We start from the raw sequence: 16,873 nt of genomic DNA, 5'->3' as shown, positions 1-16,873 counted from the left end.
CCTCATAGTTCTTCTAAGCTGCCTGTACGGCAGTGAACGAGCGCGGCGGGCGGCGTTGGCTAGACGAGTTCTTCTAAGCTGCCTGTACGGCAGTGAACTGTTTCACGCCGACTCTCTCGCCAGTTTCAAACTTCTAAGCTGCCTGTACGGCAGTGAACACCTGATGGGAATTTGCCGATTCAGTCAATACCTTCTAAGCTGCCTGTACGGCAGTGAACGCAGCAATTTCTTCATCGCGCTTCTTGTTGAACTTCTAAGCTGCCTGTACGGCAGTGAACTGTTAATAAAACAGACTAACCCGCTATAAAACAAGTAAAAACCTCAAATTTGCCATAAAACCCTTTTTTAAGACGCCCCGCTAACGCCACCTAAAATCAACAGGTTAGCGTTAGCGGAAAAAAAAGGGTTAAAACCAGGGCACGGTGGCAGTGGCACTTAACCCATAGGAACTAAAGCCGCCGTTGACGGGCACAGAGACAAGCGGGCCATGTTCAATAAATAGCCGCCAGGCATGGCCATTAGAACCACTCTTTATCTGCAAATACGGCAAATCACTGCGCTGCTCGCTCAGTACGTTAATACGCTCTGCGGCCTCTGCTTCATTTAGCCAGCCCTTATTCACCGAACGTCGGCGCAGGCGTTCAGCGCTACTTTTCACCTGGACGCGCCTGACGGTGCGCCACGCCGCCCCCGGCGGAACAGGGTCAATGGCGGAACAGGCGATATAATCCGTCAGGCCCTTATCCCAGCCGCTTTGCTGTAGTGAGCTTAAGTCATCCAGCGTGCCGTGCAGCCGGATACGGTCGCCCAAGGTCAGCTTGACATCGGGGAAGCTGATACCGATACGGCCATTCGCCGCCCGCATCAGCACCTGATGCAGACGCATAAACACCTGTGCCAGCAGCACCGGTGCAGTCATCTCCGCATCCACCCGCACGCGAATATCCTGATAGCGATCCATAAAGCCCCCTACTCGCTTTTCTCACCGAATACACCACCACGGATCAATATCGCCATCACGTAGTGCTGCTGCTCCAGATCCGGTTGTTTATCTTTGGTCACCCAGTTATCCAGCAGGGTATAAAAATCCATTTTCTTGATGGGCTGACGATAGGCGATCCCCCGGCTGGTCACCGAACCGTAAGGTTCAACGGAGATCGGCCCTACATCCAGTTCATCCGCGTCCGGATACCAGCTATCAATGGTGCGCAGCGCATTGCCAATTTTCTGCGAATGAATGGCCGCCGTGTCGTCAATCTGGTAGAGCAGCTTGCTTTTTTTACTGTTGCTATCCAGCACCAGCTCCTGTGAAGGAAAGACCTCCTGGCCGTTACCGAGATAGACCTGGGCCTCAACGTTAAACAGCGCAAAACTGTCACCGCTCAGCCCCTGTTCAATCGCCTGCGCCAGCTCCAGTAAATCGCCCTGCGGCTGGCTGAATGCCCGCAGACTGTAGTTATGGCCGTCAAACTGCCAGCGTTTTTCGCCGCTGGTCACCTGCACCGCAACACGCCCGGCACCCAGACGGTTACGCCACAGGAAGCGCCCGTTAGCGATGTTTTCGGCATAGCGCGCGGCCAGCGTGCTGAAGCCATGGCGGGCAATATAGCCGTCAATCACCGCCGCCAGCGCCGCCTGGTATGCCCTGTCGTTACATACCGCCGGTGTGGCAAGACCGCCCAGCACCCGTAGAGTAAAGCAGACTTTTAAGCTGTCGCAGTTATAAGGCAGCGCGGCCACATCAACACGCTGCAAATTCGGTTTTTGGATCTCAGCATCCAGTTTTTGCGGATCGCTGGCGATGGCATTTTTCAGGCGGTTGGAGATGGTGCCGCGCACCGCTTTCTCCTGAATTTTTATCGGCGTCCAGTTTTGCTTATCCTGCCATTTTCCGGCCAGCATAATGGCATCAGAGTTAGATAACTTGCGCTCGAAGGCCAGCACGGAGGCGGTTTTAATAGCTGATTTAGCCATGATTATTTCCTTATAAGGTCAAATTAGTTGTAGTTGATGTCATCATCTGCATCGTCAGGATAATCCTGATCGCACGCTGTTTCTTCACCACGGCACAGGTAATAGTCGTCCTGATGGTGATAACGCCAGAACAGATGGCGTAGATCATCTATGCGGTGCAGCCCGCGCCATTCGCCCACGCCGTACACGGCCTCGGTAAAACAAAACGGCGTTTCCGTATCGCGGCTGTTGGCCACCTCTCCCGGCGGATAGAGCGGCGAGATAGCGCGGTAGCCGGTCATCAGCGGCACCAGATAGCCTGCACCAGGTTTCGGCTGGTATTGCCACTGCACATTGCCGTCCGCTGGCGTTGCCCCGTCATCCGCCTGCATCTTTAAGGCGGCAAAATCGAGCCAGGCATCCAGCATCTCCGGCTGCGGCTGCTGGTCGTGGTGCTGCGCCAGCAGCGCGGAGCGATCCAGTAGGGCGAAACCGGGCAGCAGGCGGCGCATTATTTTGCGCGTCTCGCCGTCATCCTGCGGCCAGCCGCTTATCTGCACCTGGCCGATCGAGATGACCGTACCACCAGCAAGGCGTAAGCGCTGACACAGATTAGCCAGCGTTTGCTTTAGCTCGGCTGCCCCCTGTTCGCCACCGGCAATGCTGCCATGACACTCCATCAACAGTGAAACCGTCATATGCATGCGCCCTTCTTCATTAAAGGCGGCGGTTTTCGCTTCTTTGGTCAACGGATTACGCGTCAGTGCAAACTGGTAGTCGCGGCCTGAGGTATAGGCGTGGACCTGCTGCTGATGGCAAATCACGCCGCAGCCGGACAGAGTCATATTGTGGCTCTGTTGCAGTTTGCGCGATAAGGCATGGGTAAAACCGAGGAAATGAGTGATAGCCGGAAAGCCCCAGGTTATACCGGCAATGGCATTGGCGTTTTCTACCCGCAGATGGCGTAGGACAATCAGCGCGCTCATGGCAGATCCTCCGCAAGGTCTTTTTCCAGCTCGCGCAGCCGTTGCTTAAACAGCGGAGCGGTGGAGAAGTGGCGGCGTTCCGTCTCGCCCATATTCAGCTTATCACTGTGTAAATGACGACTCAGCCAGTGGCCGAAATCGCGTGCGACTTCGCTTTTCCAGTCACCGCCCTCACGCTCGAACTGAAATTCCTTATCGCCGCGCCAGGGGTCAAGCCACAGCTGCTGCGAACGTTTCAGTACGCAGTCCGGATGTGCGCTCCATCCGATCGATTCCGTCTGGTTTTGTATCCCGGCAACATAGTTAAACAGGATATCGATAATCTCATCGGTCATCGCCAGACGCTGCTGGCGAATATCAAGCGTGCTGTCCAGCCGCTCTACGCGCCGTAAAAAGCGGCTCATTCGCTGAATAACTGGCCAGGACTGACGGGAAAAGTCGTTGGAGGAGTTAAAGATAGATTTATGCTTAGCAGGGGGTTTGCTCAGGGTTTGCCATACCGGCGGCGCACAGGGTAATAGCCAGACTTTTCCGCCGCGCACGCTGTTTAAATAGGAGATATTCTGCGGCTTGGTGCCGCCAAACTGGGTGATGGCGGTATCAGGATAAGCCACTACCGGCGCGTCATGCCAGCTTTTCGCTTTCAGCGCGGCACGCGCCGTTTTGGCCTGCTCGCTAAATTTGGCCTCTGTAATACGTTGGTTCAGGGCATGCGCCAGGGATGAGGAAAACAGCGGGCTGAGCAGATGATACTGCCCATCGGCGATAGGAAAATAGATCTGTTTAGCCAGCTTATGGCTGGCCGGCTGGCGGTCAACCAGCACCTGCTTAAATCCGCTTATCCAGCTGGCGCACAGTTCCGGGTTATCGGTCAGCGACTCCAGCGCGGAGTAATCGCCGCGTTGCAGGCTGGCAATTAATGAATCCCCTTCCACCTCGCTTTGCAGCAGCCGGGCAATATCGAGGGCAGCAGCGTTGCCAACGGCATCCAGCGCCGGTTTTTGCAGGGTTGCGGTGGAGAGATACGTTTCATGCTGACCGCTGCCGCTGCTAAATATGCTGCTGCCGCGGACATCGCTGTGGGTAAATTTTGCGGCGTGTGTCACCAGCTTGATCTGCCCGGCGCGGCTGGCTGCATCGCTCAGCCAGGCCTGCGGCTGGTATTTTTGCTCCAGCTCCGCGCGCTGCTGCTGAAGCTGCTGGCGCAGTACGCTGATTTCATCCTCTGACGCTAACACGGCCAGTTTTTTCGCGCTCTCTTTATCAAACGCCTCCAGCTTTGCCGTTTTCCGGGCGGCAATATAGCTGGTGATAAAAGACGCTAAGGTCTCTCGCAGCATAGGGTCTCCTTTTATGTGCGAATTAAACTCCAAAATCGCTATAACTTTATGATATTTAGGTTAACGTTAACACTTAGAGAATCAACTCGCGAATTACACGCCAGTATGATGATAGCCAAACCTATAACGACCCAAAGTATATTTCTAATCACCCCGCCCCCAAACCAACACCTAATTGTAAAGGGGAAAGATACACCAACGTGAGGTCAACTGCCAGAATGTTCGCTGAATTTTTTACGCTCAGGGAGTCAGGCTGAAAATACCAGCTCAGCATTGTTAAAAATCTTGATAGCAGGAAAAGTTATGCTGTACTCTTGCCAGCACTGCTGAACAAGCAGCTTAGAAATAATTTTAAAGTATTTTTTATTTACTGCCGAACAGGCAGCATGCCATTGATTTTTTAATAAAAAAACGGCACCCTTACGGATGCCGTTCTCTTTTCTTCAGAGCTTTATTTCTGTTGGCTGATGGGTCTTTAACCAGTCCTGTAGCGCCACATCCATCCGCGTTTGCCAGCCCGCGCCTGATGCTTTAAACGCACTGATCACCTCCGGCGTATAGCGCACGCTTACCGCAATCTTCGGCTGTGCTTTTTGCGGACGACCGCGCTTTTTCAACGGCGTCAGTTTCAGCTGCGGGTCTTCCAACAGCATGCTGTCTTCATCATCCGCCACGGCGGCGTAAATTTTTGCGTCTTCTTCTGTAGTGGGGAAGACGGTTCCCGGCTTAAGTTTCGGCATAACGCTGGATCTCCTTCCTGGTGGCAAGGCGCAAACTGATTATCCGGTAAACCTCTTCATGCTCGGTAAAACAGACGGAAAAAATCCTGTTACCCAGCCTGGCAAGGCCATAGGTTAAGCCAATCAACCGGATTTCATCAAAAGGCTGCCGGTTATCTTCATATACGACCATTTCATCCCAGTCCAGCAGGGCGCTGTCAGCGAGTGAGTAGCCGTGCTTACGTCTGTTTTTCACATCCTTGTCAGGATCGTAGCAGATATCCATAGATTAATGTACCTACAAAAAATATAAAATCAAAATCCCTTTGACCGGCAGCGCGTACCGCCACGCTGGCTGGCAATTTACTCTGCCTGAAACGCGCCTAATAGCGGATGAAAATGCCATTCTTTGCTCTCAGGCTTAGTGCGCAGCACGATTTCACCAAAGCGCAGACTGACCTCCTCCAGCTCCATCGTCAGTCTCTCGGCCAGCTGCTGCCAGACCTGCTGATAGTCCGGGGTAATCCAGGCGCTGACGCCGGCGGCGAACGTCAGATCGGGATATGCCACCATGCTCTTTTTGCGCCCGGACGGGCCATCGTCAGGCTGCCAGATTTCTGGCCGATCGCCCTCCTCGGCTATCAGCATAAAGTGCATATCCTCAGGCGGTGACTGACGAAACGGCTTACGCCGCTGCATTTCGCCACACCAGCTGGCCTGTTCGCGCCACCATAAGGCTGCACAGTACTCATTCGGCTCTTTCTGCTTTCCCTGCAACTCCACCATCAGTCGCCGGTGTTCCAGATCGGCCAGGTTAGCAAACAATGGACCTTTACCCACTTTTTGCCGGGACTGAATTCGTGGAATCGCGCTGATGGTCTGATACTGCTCTTTGTCGAGGATCTTCTGTAAATCGCGACTCGCCAGCATATAGCCTTTTTGCTCAAACCCTGGCTTGCAGTAGGTCGGTTTCTGGCTATCCCGCTCCTTTAATGAGCAAATATTCTGCTGCAAGATATGGATATTTTCGCTCTGTGCTTCCTCCTGACGATGGCGCTGTACCCTGCCCGCCAGCTGGATCAGCGACCGCATTGAGCTGGGTTCGGCAATCGCCCAGTCGTAGTCGTGATCGCGGCCCACTTCCGCTACCGAGGTCGCCAACACCACAAACAGATGATGCTGTTGCGGATGCTGCTCCAGCGCTGCGGCGATCTCCGCTACCTGCCAGATCGCATCGGACTGATGGCGAGTTAAGGTGGCATCCAGCCGCTGTTCAAAATGCGAACGCATCGCCAGCGGGTGCCGGCTGTGATAAACGCAGTAATGAATATGGGTATCTTCCGCCGCCTCAGTCGCCAGCAGCTGCTGAGCAACGGCCACCAGCGGATTGATATTGGCGAAGCGCACCACGCCTACCGATATCGTTTTGGGCAACTCCTTATGGCGCTGATGGTGAGCATGATGCAGCGTCATCATCGACTGTAAAATGACCTGCGCCATATGGGAGTAAATCGTCGCCTCATCCCGCGCGGGAGGAGCCACCGGCGCTATCCAGCCACGCCTCAGTACCGGCTGTTTAGCCAGCCAGCTGACCCGATTCGCAACAAACTCTTTATGCTGCTGCATAAACGCCTGAGGCAGGCGCAGCTCCTCTGTCAGCACCGCATTTTCATCAAACCAGGCGCAGCAAATATTGCCGTCAACGGGCAGGCCACAGGCGTGCTGGAAAATCTCGCGCCCGCTGCGGTAAGCGTTGAATAGCGCCAGCACCAGCGCGGGCGGCAGGGTTGCCGAGGAGAACAGCACGCGCGAACCCAGCATACCCGCCCAGTTCACCAGCCGACACAGCGCGGGCAGATCGTCGATATCAAAATCGTCCGGCTCGTCGAGGACCAGATCCGAGGTTAACAGTCTCAGCATCGGCGCTATCTGCCTGCCGCCGCGCAGCCCTTCGGTCGCGCCGATTAAATGATCGATGGTGGTGACCAGTACCGGGGCGCTCAGCAGCTTATTTATCCGGGGGCTCTTCTGTAACCAGCGGCTTAAGCGCCCGTCATCAAGGCTGCCTTCATAGCTGATGTACTGGTTTTCCTCCGGCAATGCCTCTGCTGATTCACTGCCCGTGTCGTGCGAAACCGGGTTATCTTTAGCCAACTGATGTAGCTGGGTCACCGCCTGTGAACCTACCAGTACCGCCAGATCGTCCTGTTCCAGATTCAGTTTTTCCCGCAGCGCATCGCCGGTTTGCAGCGTTAGAGTGCGTAGCCCCAGTGCCACCGAAAAACGACAGCCTTTTTGTTCATCGGACAGCGCATACATAATGCGCGCATTGGCAAAGGTTTTACCGCAGCCGGTCGACGCCATATTGATGCCGAAAAAACCCTGTTGAAATGCACGATCGCGCAGTTCGCAGGTCTTCTGCCAGGCATTGTCCTGCCAGCGGAACCTCTCATCTGTGCTGCGTTTTTTAAATCCTTTATGGCGGGTAATCGCTGGCAGGGTTTTGCGTAAATGCGGCAGGCTACGCGCCAGCAGCAGGGCATTTTGCGCCACGCCGATATTATGCTCATCCAGACGCTGCTTCAGGCTGCCGCTGTCGCGGTCGGTATTGGCATACAGCAGACAGTCCGCGTCCTGCCAGCCCGGCGTGGCCGGTTGGGCAGAGTAGACGTGATCGGCCAGCATTAATGCCAGCCGCGCCATATGGCAACTGAAACGCTGATTGATATCGATTTGTGCCAGCCATGCCGGCTGGGCCAGCAGGCGCTGGGCCATCTTACGCGCTTTGCCGCACCAGAGGCCGCTGCGCATCGGCGTACCCTGCGGGAACTGCCACTGGGCCTTGAAGTCGGCTGGCGTCCAGCCTTGATCATGATGATTTTCGGCGTTCCATAGCGCATCCAACTGCTCCGTTAGCCAGCCATCGCAGTGTTCCAGGTCAGGCGGTAAATATGACGCTGACTCTGATGAACCATTCTTTTTCGGGTAAACCGGCATACGGTGATGGGAGAGGATCAGCCACGCCACCACGCGTGCCACCGGCGGTAAGGGGGCAAAAGGATTTGTGGTGTCCATCAGACCCTCTTTCTCAAGCCCGGCCAGCATCGCCTGCTCATCCTGTGGCTCTATCTGACTAAGGGCGGCGATCCATACCCGATCGTCACGCCCCGCAACCCAGGCGCAGAAAAGCCGCAGCGAAACCCACTCATGGCGGTAAGGCTGAGAACGTTTGACCCCTTTTTTCCCGACAAGCATCTGCTGAAACAGGCTGTTGGCCTTGCCGAAATCATGAAACAGCCCGGCAATAGCGGCCAGCAGGCTGACGGCCTCCACGCTGTGCCAGCTGTTTTCATCGGCGCTTTTCAGCACATCGCGCGAGGTGGTATGCGTTGGCACCGCGCCTTGCGCGTTAAAACGGCGCAGATTACCAACAATCCACAGCAGTTCACTCTGTCCGTTGCTTTTTATCTGGTGGCAGGCCACGGCGGTATTGCGCCGCGCGGTTTTGCGCAGCAGCTTACGCAAGGTTAGCAACCCCTGTTGCGTGATTGCCGTCTGCCAACTGCGGTCGCCTTTACGTTCGGCAAACTGATCGAGGATACGGCGGCTCTCTTCCAGAGCACGTTTATTACACTGGGCAATCAATAAAACATTCATTTTCCCACCTGGCTATGTTCTCGGGCGGTGGCTTCCAGCGCGGCGATCATGGTATCTAACGCTTCAGCATTTTGCAGGCTGGACAGGCAACGCTGACGGAACTCCTGCTCCCCTTCTCCGGCCATCGCGGCAAGAAAAGCCTGTGGCAAAATCAACGCGTCCTTAATCAGATCGGCCACGTCAAACACCAGCCCACCGCGGCGGGTTTTACCATGCAGCACCGCCAGCCCGTGTGGTAATCCAATCACCCAGCAGGCCACCGCCGCCAGGCCATAGGCAAGATAATTGCCATGATCGAGAAAACGGTTGGCCGCATCAATGCCGCCACCGCGTTTGGCACGGACAAAATCGCCGTAGCTCACCGCCTGTGCCGCCAGTTTATACAGCGCTTTAGTCATTACCGCTTCAAGTGCCAGAAGATCGGTATTGTTATCACAGCGCGCCAGACCTTGCTCGAATCGGTCGAGGATCCCGGTCAAATGAGGCTCGCTGATGGCAAATTTATGTTCACGCATCATTTTACTACCCAGCCATGCCTGGCGGATCTGACTGATGCGCACACGCTGAAAGGCGATGGCGGCGCTAAGCCGCTTCTGCTCATCAAACCAGAAGCTGACCCAGTGCTGAAGATATTCAGTAGGACGGTATTCGCTTTGTGAATTGAGCCAGGAGACATCGACCTCAACTTCATTGGCCGCGTACAGCGGAGTTCCACCGCCGCCGCAAAACCCGACCAGGACCCCGGCGCGGGCAAACTCGCGCATCGCCGCCTGGGTTATCGATGTACCGGTACCCAGCATCACTACCGTGGTATTTGCGATGGGAATATTCCAGTACAGAGACTGCTTACCTTCGTCAGTGACATATTCCACCCGGCCGCCGTTCACCAGCACCCGGCAGTATTGCAAATAATAAATATTGCTACGTTTTGAATGGAGAATAGTTTTTAAATCGGAGGGCTTAATCATTTCCATATGGAGATCCCTTGTGGAGTGGCTAGTTTCTTGCTGGTATTTTCTGGAGAATTAAATACGTTTTAGCTTATCGCCAGACACGGTTTTAAAGCGACCGCTGGCGGTAGGAATATTTGCGAGCCTATTTATAGCTGCCTGTACGGCAGTAGAAACCCAGTAACTACCAATAATATATATCGCTATTTTCTAAGCTGCTTGTTCAGCAGTGAAATTTCCTTACGGGCAAAAGGCTACACCGGTTCTGTTCTTAGAGCCAGTGGATATTTTTTTATTATTTTAAATAATTTAAATGGCTATGGGCTAAATAATCCATCTTCTAACAATTGGAGCAGCGGGTTTGAATCTACGGGCGCTCTGGCGGTAGTTGAGCCAGGAGCCAGACGTCATTCCGGTAAAATCCCGCGGCTTTGCCACAACAGAAACGCCGCTCTGCTGATCCCTCATCGGGTATCGTCAAGGGCGAGCGTAGCAAGTGCTCCTTGATGATACACAGACAAAACAAGCATCGCAGGAGTGATGGTCTGTCGTGCTGCCTGTCATTATCACCATCACCGTTAATTTATTTATGCCCCGACGACGCGCGCAATTTACGTCCCAACAACATCACCATGTGATATGCCACAACAGCAGACAGCACAGAAAGGGTCACATCAACAAAGAACCACAGGTCATCGTAGTTTTCCTGACTGGCACTGCCGTGCAACCATGCGGCAAAAGCGTTGGCCGTGGCAAGGCCGATAAATTGTGATGAATCTATTAGCCTGGCAAACAGACAAAATAGTGCAATGAACATAACTGTCTTAGCGAGTCGTCGGGCAGGTGTCGCCATACGCATGACTTGATACCTCAATAGAACCACGGGCTTTCAGATTTCTCATGCAGGGAACATCGACCAACGGCGTCCGGAGCAGCATGTTTCGGAGCAGAGCAAAATCAGAATTTCGATAAAGCGTTACGCAGCCTTCCGATATTGTTCCTGGATGTAGACGAAAATTCCCACGCCTGACGCTGTTTATCCACGTCCAGTCATCAATGCTCATATCATCTCGCCATAGAGCAAACCAGTCAGAATGGCCAAACTGCGCATCGCGGAATACCTTATTAAATAGATCTTTTGATGCAGACAGGCTCTGTGAGAGCAATCCACCCTGGGATCGGTCGACAATCCAGTATTTACCTGTCGGGAGAGGCCCTACAGTCGGTATATGAGCACAACCGGCACGGTTCCTGTTGTCACCACTCCCGGAAAACGCCATAAACGTTCCGACTCCCGGAAAGCTAAGCGGAGAGTAATCAGCCCCATTAAGAACGAACGAGCCATGTAAGGCCATGTTATGTAGTCCTAAACTCCATGTACAGAGAGGGTTATGATAACCAGAAATCAACAGATAATCTAATCTGTTGGTAGAGCAATTCATTAGTGTGTAGAGCGGATCCCCGGTGACCATGTCGAAATTTCTGGGCTGCCTGTACGGCAGTGAACAAATCGTCTTTGGTGAAAAACGTGCCGTCTTTTTTCTAAGCTGCCTGTGCGGCAGTGAACCTCTAAGACGTTAATAAGCTCGTTCAGCGTCTTTTCTAAGCTGCCTGTGCGGCAGTGAACTTATTGCTGACATGATTTGGCTAATCGCAAACTTTTCTAAGCTGCCTGTGCGGCAGTGAACGGTACGTCTGGATTCATTGAAGCATCGGGTAATTTCTAAGCTGCCTGTGCGGCAGTGAACGGCTATTAAATGCGGCACTATCCCGCCCTACTTTTCTAAGCTGCCTGTGCGGCAGTGAACGTTTTGGGCAGCATGGAGTCCATCAGGTTGATGTTTCTAAGCTGCCTGTGCGGCAGTGAACAGCTGGTGATGCTCTGGGCGGCGTCCACGATGTTTCTAAGCTGCCTGTGCGGCAGTGAACTCTTTTAGCCATTGCCTTGCCTTACCCGGCAATTTCTAAGCTGCCTGTGCGGCAGTGAACTTCCATGCGCTATGCGGAGATACCGCTAAACATTTCTAAGCTGCCTGTGCGGCAGTGAACACTAGCCGTTCCGAGATTCATGAACACGTTTTTTTCTAAGCTGCCTGTGCGGCAGTGAACTATGACTCTATCGGTATTGGTGCCGGGGTTAATTTCTAAGCTGCCTGTGCGGCAGTGAACAATAATTCTATATGGCGACCAAACCAAAAACTTTTCTAAGCTGCCTGTGCGGCAGTGAACTGATGATGAGAGGCTTATTAGCTGGTCATCTGTTTCTAAGCTGCCTGTGCGGCAGTGAACCTTTACCTTGTCCGGCCATTTGATTTTCTTGATTTCTAAGCTGCCTGTGCGGCAGTGAACCTGAAACACGCAATTGTGAACGGGGTTCTGATTTTCTAAGCTGCCTGTGCGGCAGTGAACGAAATTGAGTTTGACCCGTGCAGCGAACCAGTTTTCTAAGCTGCCTGTGCGGCAGTGAACCTGAAACACGCAATTGTGAACGGGGTTCTGATTTTCTAAGCTGCCTGTGCGGCAGTGAACCGTTACTCTACAGCGCTAACTAGCTTACCGCATTCACTTTTTCCCATTTTATCGTGTTAAACCCTTTTTTTTCGCCCTGACAATCTCACTATATAAATCAATATGTTAAATACGGACGAAAAAAAAGGGTGCGCAGGGCGTTAACCCTGCCACGGCAGTTCGCATGCGGGCAGTCATCCACTTTTATCACGCCACGGTAAAGCCCAGCATCATCCCGGTATCTTCATGTTCCAGCAGATGGCAGTGCGCCATATAGGCACTGGCTTTGTCGGCCTGGTGATCAAAACGCACCAAAACTTCACTGCGCCCGCCCTCGACGCGTACCGTATCTTTCCAGCCGCTGCGGTGTGCGGCCACAGGCTTACCGTTCTCCGTCAGAATGCGGAACTGGGTGCCGTGAATATGGAAGGGATGCAGCATCTCGTCGCCTTCGCCCGAAATCGTCCATTTCTCATAAACACCCTGCCTGACCTCAAACGATGGTTTATCCATGTTAAACGCCACGCCGTTGATCTGATTGCCATTATGGAAGTCATACGCTTTCTTCGCCGCAGAATGGCCATGATCCATCCCTGCCATCCCTGCCATCCCTGCCATCCCTCCGTGATCCATCTCCGGCATTTCGTCGTGATGCGCGCCGGCTTTTTTATCGCCGCCGTGCGCCTCCATACTCATGCCTGCCATCGAAGCATGGCCGTATTTATCCATTAACGCCTGCATACCGCGTCGATCCAGCTCCGGGTCCATCATCAGCTGTAGCCAGCGGGTGTTCAGCCCCTGTGATGATGGAACGGCGGGCAGGTCGACCAGTTTATCCGGCAGCGTGCCGCTGGCCTGTACCAGCAGGGGCACGAGCGACAGTACCGGCAGCGGCTGGTTAAACGGTTCCAGCGTCATGCCCATTTGGCGTACCGGCAGGGTTTGCAGGTCAAACGCTTTACCGTCAGCAGTATCGATCAGCACTTCATAACGTTCACCCGGCATCATCGGCAGCTCGCTGACCTGCACCGGCTCGCCCAGCAGGCCGCCATCGCTGGCAATCACATACATCGGGCGTTTGTCGCTGGTCGCCAGGTTTAGCGCACGCGCATTGCAGCCATTCAGCAGGCGCAAACGCAGCCAGCCGCGCGGTACGCCGTGCTGCGGATAAATCGCCCCGTTCGTCAACATGGTATCGCCAAACCAGCCCACCGCCGCGCTCATCATATCCAGCTGATAATCGATGCGGCTGCCGTCGGCGCTCAGGCGCTTATCCTGGAGGATCACTGGGATATCGTCGATGCCCCACCGTTTTGGCAACAGCAGCTTGCCGCTCTCCGGGTCATTAACCAAGACCAGCCCGACCAGCCCCTGCGCCACCTGATAACCGGTGCGGCCATGCTGGTGTGGATGGAACCAGCAGGTTGCCGCGGGCTGGTCGGGAGTAAAAGTGACGCGGCGGCTGCGATTTGGCTCAATGCGCGCCTGCGGACCGCCGTCGACATTTCCCGGCAGCTCAAGGCCGTGCCAGTGTACCGTAGTGGCTTCTGGCAGGCGGTTATAGACGGTGATATTGACCTCTTTGCCGCGTTCCAGCTGGATAGCGGGACCCAGCAGAGGACCGTTATAGCCCCAGGTGGAGACCCGACTGCCGCGCCAGCTGCTGCTGCCTGCCTGGGCTGTCAGACTAATTTCACTGCGCGCATCGGGGGTCAGTAAGGTGGGGATCGGCAATAGCGGGCGCTGCTCTGCGGCGGTCAAGGCGCGGCTCCAGCCTGGCAATGCGCTGGCGGCACCCAGCGCGGCGGTGAGTTTAATAAAATCACGACGTTGCATTATCCATTCCTTTTTTTATGCTGACGTTAATGAATATCAGCATAAACCCTGCCCCTGTGGGAAGGTCAAGCGCGCAATACATCCCGTGATGGCAGGATTCCGGTAAAAGGGGCTGGTGCCGGACGTGAACTGTGCTAACGTCTGATCATGGCAGACGTAAGAGATTAATCATGAAGAAAAGCATCAAGGCTCTTTTACTGTTAGGGCTGTTAGGCTGCTCCGGCTCCAGCTTTGCGATCGGCGAACCGGAAGCAGAGGACCTCGCAGATTTAACCGCAGTATTTGTCTATTTAAAGAATGATTGTGGCTATCAGAACATTCCCGATAGCCAGATTCGCCGCGCCCTGCTCTTTTTTGCCGAGCAAAATCGCTGGGACTTAAGCAATTACACCAGTTTTAATATGAAAGCACTGGGCGAGGACAGCTATCGCGATCTCAGCGGTATTGCCATTCCGAACGATACTAAATGTAAATCGTTGGCGCGCGACTCTTTGAATTTGCTGGCCTGGGTGAAGTAAGTTCCCCCTCATCCCCCCGCCGGGCGGTAGGCCGTGCAACTAAGGCGATAAATAGCTATCATACTGCGCCCATTTTCGTGAAAAGGAATGCCCACCATGGCGACTAATGAAATGTGGTATGAAACGCTTCATACCGGATTCGGGCAGTATTTTTCTGTCGACAAAATCATTTACCGCGAAAAGACCGATCATCAGGATCTGGTTATTTTTGAAAATGCAGCCCTGGGCCGCGTTATGGCGCTGGACGGCGTGGTGCAAACCACCGAACGCGATGAATTTATCTATCATGAGATGATGACCCACGTTCCCCTGCTGGCACACGGTGCACCAAAGCGCGTGCTGATTATCGGTGGCGGCGATGGCGCAATGCTGCGTGAAGTGTGTCGCCATAAAAACATCGAACAGATAACGATGGTTGAAATCGATGCCGGTGTGGTGACCTTTTGCCGTCAGTACCTGCCGAATCATAACGCCGGAGCGTATGACGATGCGCGTTTCAAGCTGGTTATTGACGATGGTGTAAACTTCGTTAATCAAACCAGTGATAAATTTGATGTGATCATTTCTGACTGTACCGATCCGATCGGGCCAGGAGAAAGTCTCTTTACTTCGGAGTTTTATCAGGGATGCCGCCGCTGTCTGAATCAGGACGGCATTTTTGTGGCACAAAACGGCGTGTGTTTCCTACAGCAGGATGAGGCGGTCAACAGCCATCGTAAACTGAGCCACTACTTTGGTGATGTCAGTTTCTATCAGGCCGCGATCCCGACCTACTACGGCGGTATCATGACCTTCGCCTGGGCAAGCGATAACCCGGCGCTGCGCCAGCTGGATATGGCCACACTGACCGCGCGCTTCTCTGAAGCAGGCCTGAACTGCCGTTATTACAATCCGGCAATCCATACCGGCAGCTTTGCCCTGCCGCAATATTTGTTAAATGCGCTGGCAGACTAGCCGGGCATTTTAAGGGGGTGAATGAAATTGCAAAAGCTGAAATTACATGGCTTCAACAACCTGACCAAAAGCCTGAGCTTTTGTATCTACGATATCTGCTACGCGAACACAGAAGCTGAGCGCGACGGATATATTGCCTATATTGATGAGCAGTACAATGCGAACCGCCTGACCGAAATCCTGAGTGAAACCTGCTCAATTATCGGTGCCAACGTGCTGAATATTGCGCGTCAGGATTATGAACCACAGGGTGCCAGCGTCACCATTTTGGTCAGTGAAGAACCCATTGACCCCCGTGATATCGATACTTCAGAGCATCCAGGCCCGCTGCCGAACTCGGTTGTTGCCCACTTGGATAAAAGCCATATCTGCGTGCATACCTACCCGGAGAGCCACCCCGAGGGCGGTCTTTGTACGTTCCGTGCTGATATCGAAGTGTCCACCTGTGGTGTGATTTCGCCGTTAAAGGCGTTGAACTACTTAATACACCAGCTCGAATCTGACATTGTTACGATCGACTATCGCGTGCGCGGCTTTACCCGTGATGTGAACGGCGTTAAGCATTTTATCGATCATGAAATCAATTCGATTCAGAACTTTATGTCGGAAGATATGAAGTCAATGTATGACATGATGGATGTGAACGTGTACCAGGAGAATATGTTCCACACCAAAATGCTGCTGAAAGAGTTTGATCTTAAACATTACCTGTTTAATACCAAACCGGAAGATCTCAGCGCACAGGAACATAAACGCATTACCGATCTGTTATGGAAAGAGATGCGCGAGATTTATTACGGTCGGAATATACCGGCCATCGGATAGTCTCGCCGCAGCATATTGCTACGACCAGGCGGCCGCAAGGCCGCTTTTGATATCAGCCCGTTCCGGCAGCGCCGGCAGACAATCGCTCAAGCTGTTCGCCTTCGTTAGCGCCCCAGTAAGAAAGCCCGGTAGGCGGCAATGATAGCTAAAAAGTCTTCGACACCGCAGAATGACAGACTCTCTTCGTCGTAGTAGTTCATCCCCTCCTCCATGTCATCCCCTTCGAAACCAAGCTGATTAGCCCGGATCATCACCTCTTCCTCATCCAGCAACAGCGTGTACTCACGTCCCACCCGCTGCCATTGACGTTCGCTGCCTTTAACCCCGGCTATCGCCGCTTCCACCTCTGCCAGAATCTCAGGATGGCCATTCACCTCATCGTTGAACCAGTGCCCAATCGCCTCATGGCCCATCGACATGCGAACCTTCACCACTCCGGTGACATCTTTCAGAAATTCATATTCCATAGTGCTTTCCTTCCGGCCAGCTGACTGCGCGTGCTAAAACTATTTTGCGCGTCCGGCTGATTAATACTGAGCGTTAGCGCGCATTATCGCAGCCTGTCGATGGAAAAACAGCGCTTTTCTCCAGACGAAAAAAAACCGGGACTGCGCCCGGTTTTTCAGC

The 16,873-nt window shown here is 53.6% G+C and carries 15 protein-coding genes and 2 CRISPR repeat arrays (1 of these 17 running past the window's edge); of the genes, 3 read left to right on the top strand and 12 right to left on the bottom strand.

Features of this window, described 5'->3' with window-relative positions:
- Window positions 1–278: a CRISPR direct-repeat array (repeat unit 28 nt; unit sequence CTTCTAAGCTGCCTGTACGGCAGTGAAC) (it extends 1,130 nt beyond the left edge of the window).
- A gap of 128 nt (window positions 279–406) precedes the next feature.
- The 11 genes from cas6f to cueO form a co-directional block, all read right to left on the bottom strand.
- Window positions 407–961, bottom strand: coding sequence for a type I-F CRISPR-associated endoribonuclease Cas6/Csy4 (cas6f, locus tag ETA_RS05310; RefSeq protein ID WP_012440593.1), 555 nt, complete (start codon window positions 959–961; stop codon window positions 407–409).
- An 8-nt stretch (window positions 962–969) separates the two neighbouring features.
- Window positions 970–1,974 (bottom strand): type I-F CRISPR-associated protein Csy3, encoded by a 1,005-nt coding sequence (csy3, locus tag ETA_RS05305; RefSeq protein WP_012440592.1) that lies wholly within the window; start codon window positions 1,972–1,974, stop codon window positions 970–972.
- A gap of 23 nt (window positions 1,975–1,997) precedes the next feature.
- A complete protein-coding gene (gene csy2, locus ETA_RS05300; protein WP_012440591.1) occupies window positions 1,998–2,939 on the bottom strand; it encodes a type I-F CRISPR-associated protein Csy2 in 942 nt (313 codons plus the stop codon).
- Window positions 2,936–4,279 carry a type I-F CRISPR-associated protein Csy1 gene (csy1, locus tag ETA_RS05295; RefSeq protein WP_012440590.1) on the bottom strand — a complete coding sequence of 448 codons (1,344 nt, stop codon included), beginning with the start codon at window positions 4,277–4,279 and terminating at the stop codon, window positions 2,936–2,938. The genes csy2 and csy1 overlap by 4 nt, the downstream gene beginning before the upstream one ends.
- 443 nt (window positions 4,280–4,722) lie before the next feature.
- Complete coding sequence (locus ETA_RS05290) at window positions 4,723–5,019, bottom strand: BrnA antitoxin family protein (RefSeq protein ID WP_012440589.1); 297 nt, start codon at window positions 5,017–5,019, stop codon at window positions 4,723–4,725.
- Window positions 5,006–5,284, bottom strand: a complete 279-nt coding sequence (locus ETA_RS05285) for a BrnT family toxin (RefSeq protein ID WP_012440588.1) — start codon at window positions 5,282–5,284, stop codon at window positions 5,006–5,008. Before ETA_RS05285 ends, ETA_RS05290 begins: the two co-directional genes overlap by 14 nt.
- Window positions 5,285–5,361: 77 nt before the next feature.
- Window positions 5,362–8,655, bottom strand: a complete 3,294-nt coding sequence (gene cas3f / locus ETA_RS05280; RefSeq protein ID WP_012440587.1) for a type I-F CRISPR-associated helicase Cas3f — start codon at window positions 8,653–8,655, stop codon at window positions 5,362–5,364.
- On the bottom strand, window positions 8,652–9,629 hold the full coding sequence (cas1f, locus tag ETA_RS05275) for a type I-F CRISPR-associated endonuclease Cas1f (RefSeq protein ID WP_012440586.1): 978 nt from the start codon (window positions 9,627–9,629) through the stop codon (window positions 8,652–8,654). Before cas1f ends, cas3f begins: the two co-directional genes overlap by 4 nt.
- Before the next feature lie 559 nt (window positions 9,630–10,188).
- Window positions 10,189–10,464, bottom strand: coding sequence for a hypothetical protein (locus tag ETA_RS05270; protein ID WP_042958685.1), 276 nt, complete (start codon window positions 10,462–10,464; stop codon window positions 10,189–10,191).
- Window positions 10,430–10,960, bottom strand: a complete 531-nt coding sequence (locus tag ETA_RS19125) for a DUF2778 domain-containing protein (protein ID WP_012440585.1) — start codon at window positions 10,958–10,960, stop codon at window positions 10,430–10,432. The genes ETA_RS05270 and ETA_RS19125 overlap by 35 nt, the downstream gene beginning before the upstream one ends.
- A gap of 124 nt (window positions 10,961–11,084) precedes the next feature.
- Window positions 11,085–12,134: a CRISPR direct-repeat array (repeat unit 28 nt; unit sequence TTTCTAAGCTGCCTGTGCGGCAGTGAAC).
- 186 nt (window positions 12,135–12,320) lie between these two features.
- Window positions 12,321–13,949, bottom strand: a complete 1,629-nt coding sequence (gene cueO, locus ETA_RS05265) for a multicopper oxidase CueO (protein ID WP_012440581.1) — start codon at window positions 13,947–13,949, stop codon at window positions 12,321–12,323.
- A 170-nt stretch (window positions 13,950–14,119) separates the two neighbouring features.
- Between cueO and ETA_RS05260 the strand changes: the two genes are divergently transcribed.
- The 3 genes from ETA_RS05260 to speD all read left to right on the top strand — a co-directional run bounded on the left by ETA_RS05260 (window position 14,120) and on the right by speD (window position 16,246).
- Window positions 14,120–14,467: a YacC family pilotin-like protein gene (locus ETA_RS05260; protein WP_012440580.1), complete on the top strand. Its 348-nt coding sequence runs from the start codon at window positions 14,120–14,122 to the stop codon at window positions 14,465–14,467.
- Window positions 14,468–14,563: 96 nt separating this feature from the next.
- A complete protein-coding gene (gene speE / locus ETA_RS05255) occupies window positions 14,564–15,421 on the top strand; it encodes a polyamine aminopropyltransferase (protein WP_012440579.1) in 858 nt (285 codons plus the stop codon).
- A 21-nt stretch (window positions 15,422–15,442) separates the two neighbouring features.
- Window positions 15,443–16,246, top strand: coding sequence for an adenosylmethionine decarboxylase (gene speD, locus ETA_RS05250; protein WP_012440578.1), 804 nt, complete (start codon window positions 15,443–15,445; stop codon window positions 16,244–16,246).
- Between the two features lie 104 nt (window positions 16,247–16,350).
- Here the strand turns inward: speD and yacL are convergent, their stop codons facing one another.
- Window positions 16,351–16,713, bottom strand: coding sequence for a protein YacL (gene yacL, locus ETA_RS05245; RefSeq protein ID WP_012440577.1), 363 nt, complete (start codon window positions 16,711–16,713; stop codon window positions 16,351–16,353).
- Window positions 16,714–16,873: the final 160 nt, after the last annotated feature.

The organism is Erwinia tasmaniensis Et1/99 (assembly GCF_000026185.1).
Classification (GTDB): domain Bacteria; phylum Pseudomonadota; class Gammaproteobacteria; order Enterobacterales; family Enterobacteriaceae; genus Erwinia; species Erwinia tasmaniensis.
The sequence above is the reverse complement of the archived record's forward strand: the minus strand, read 5'-3'. Positions and strand labels throughout refer to the sequence as shown.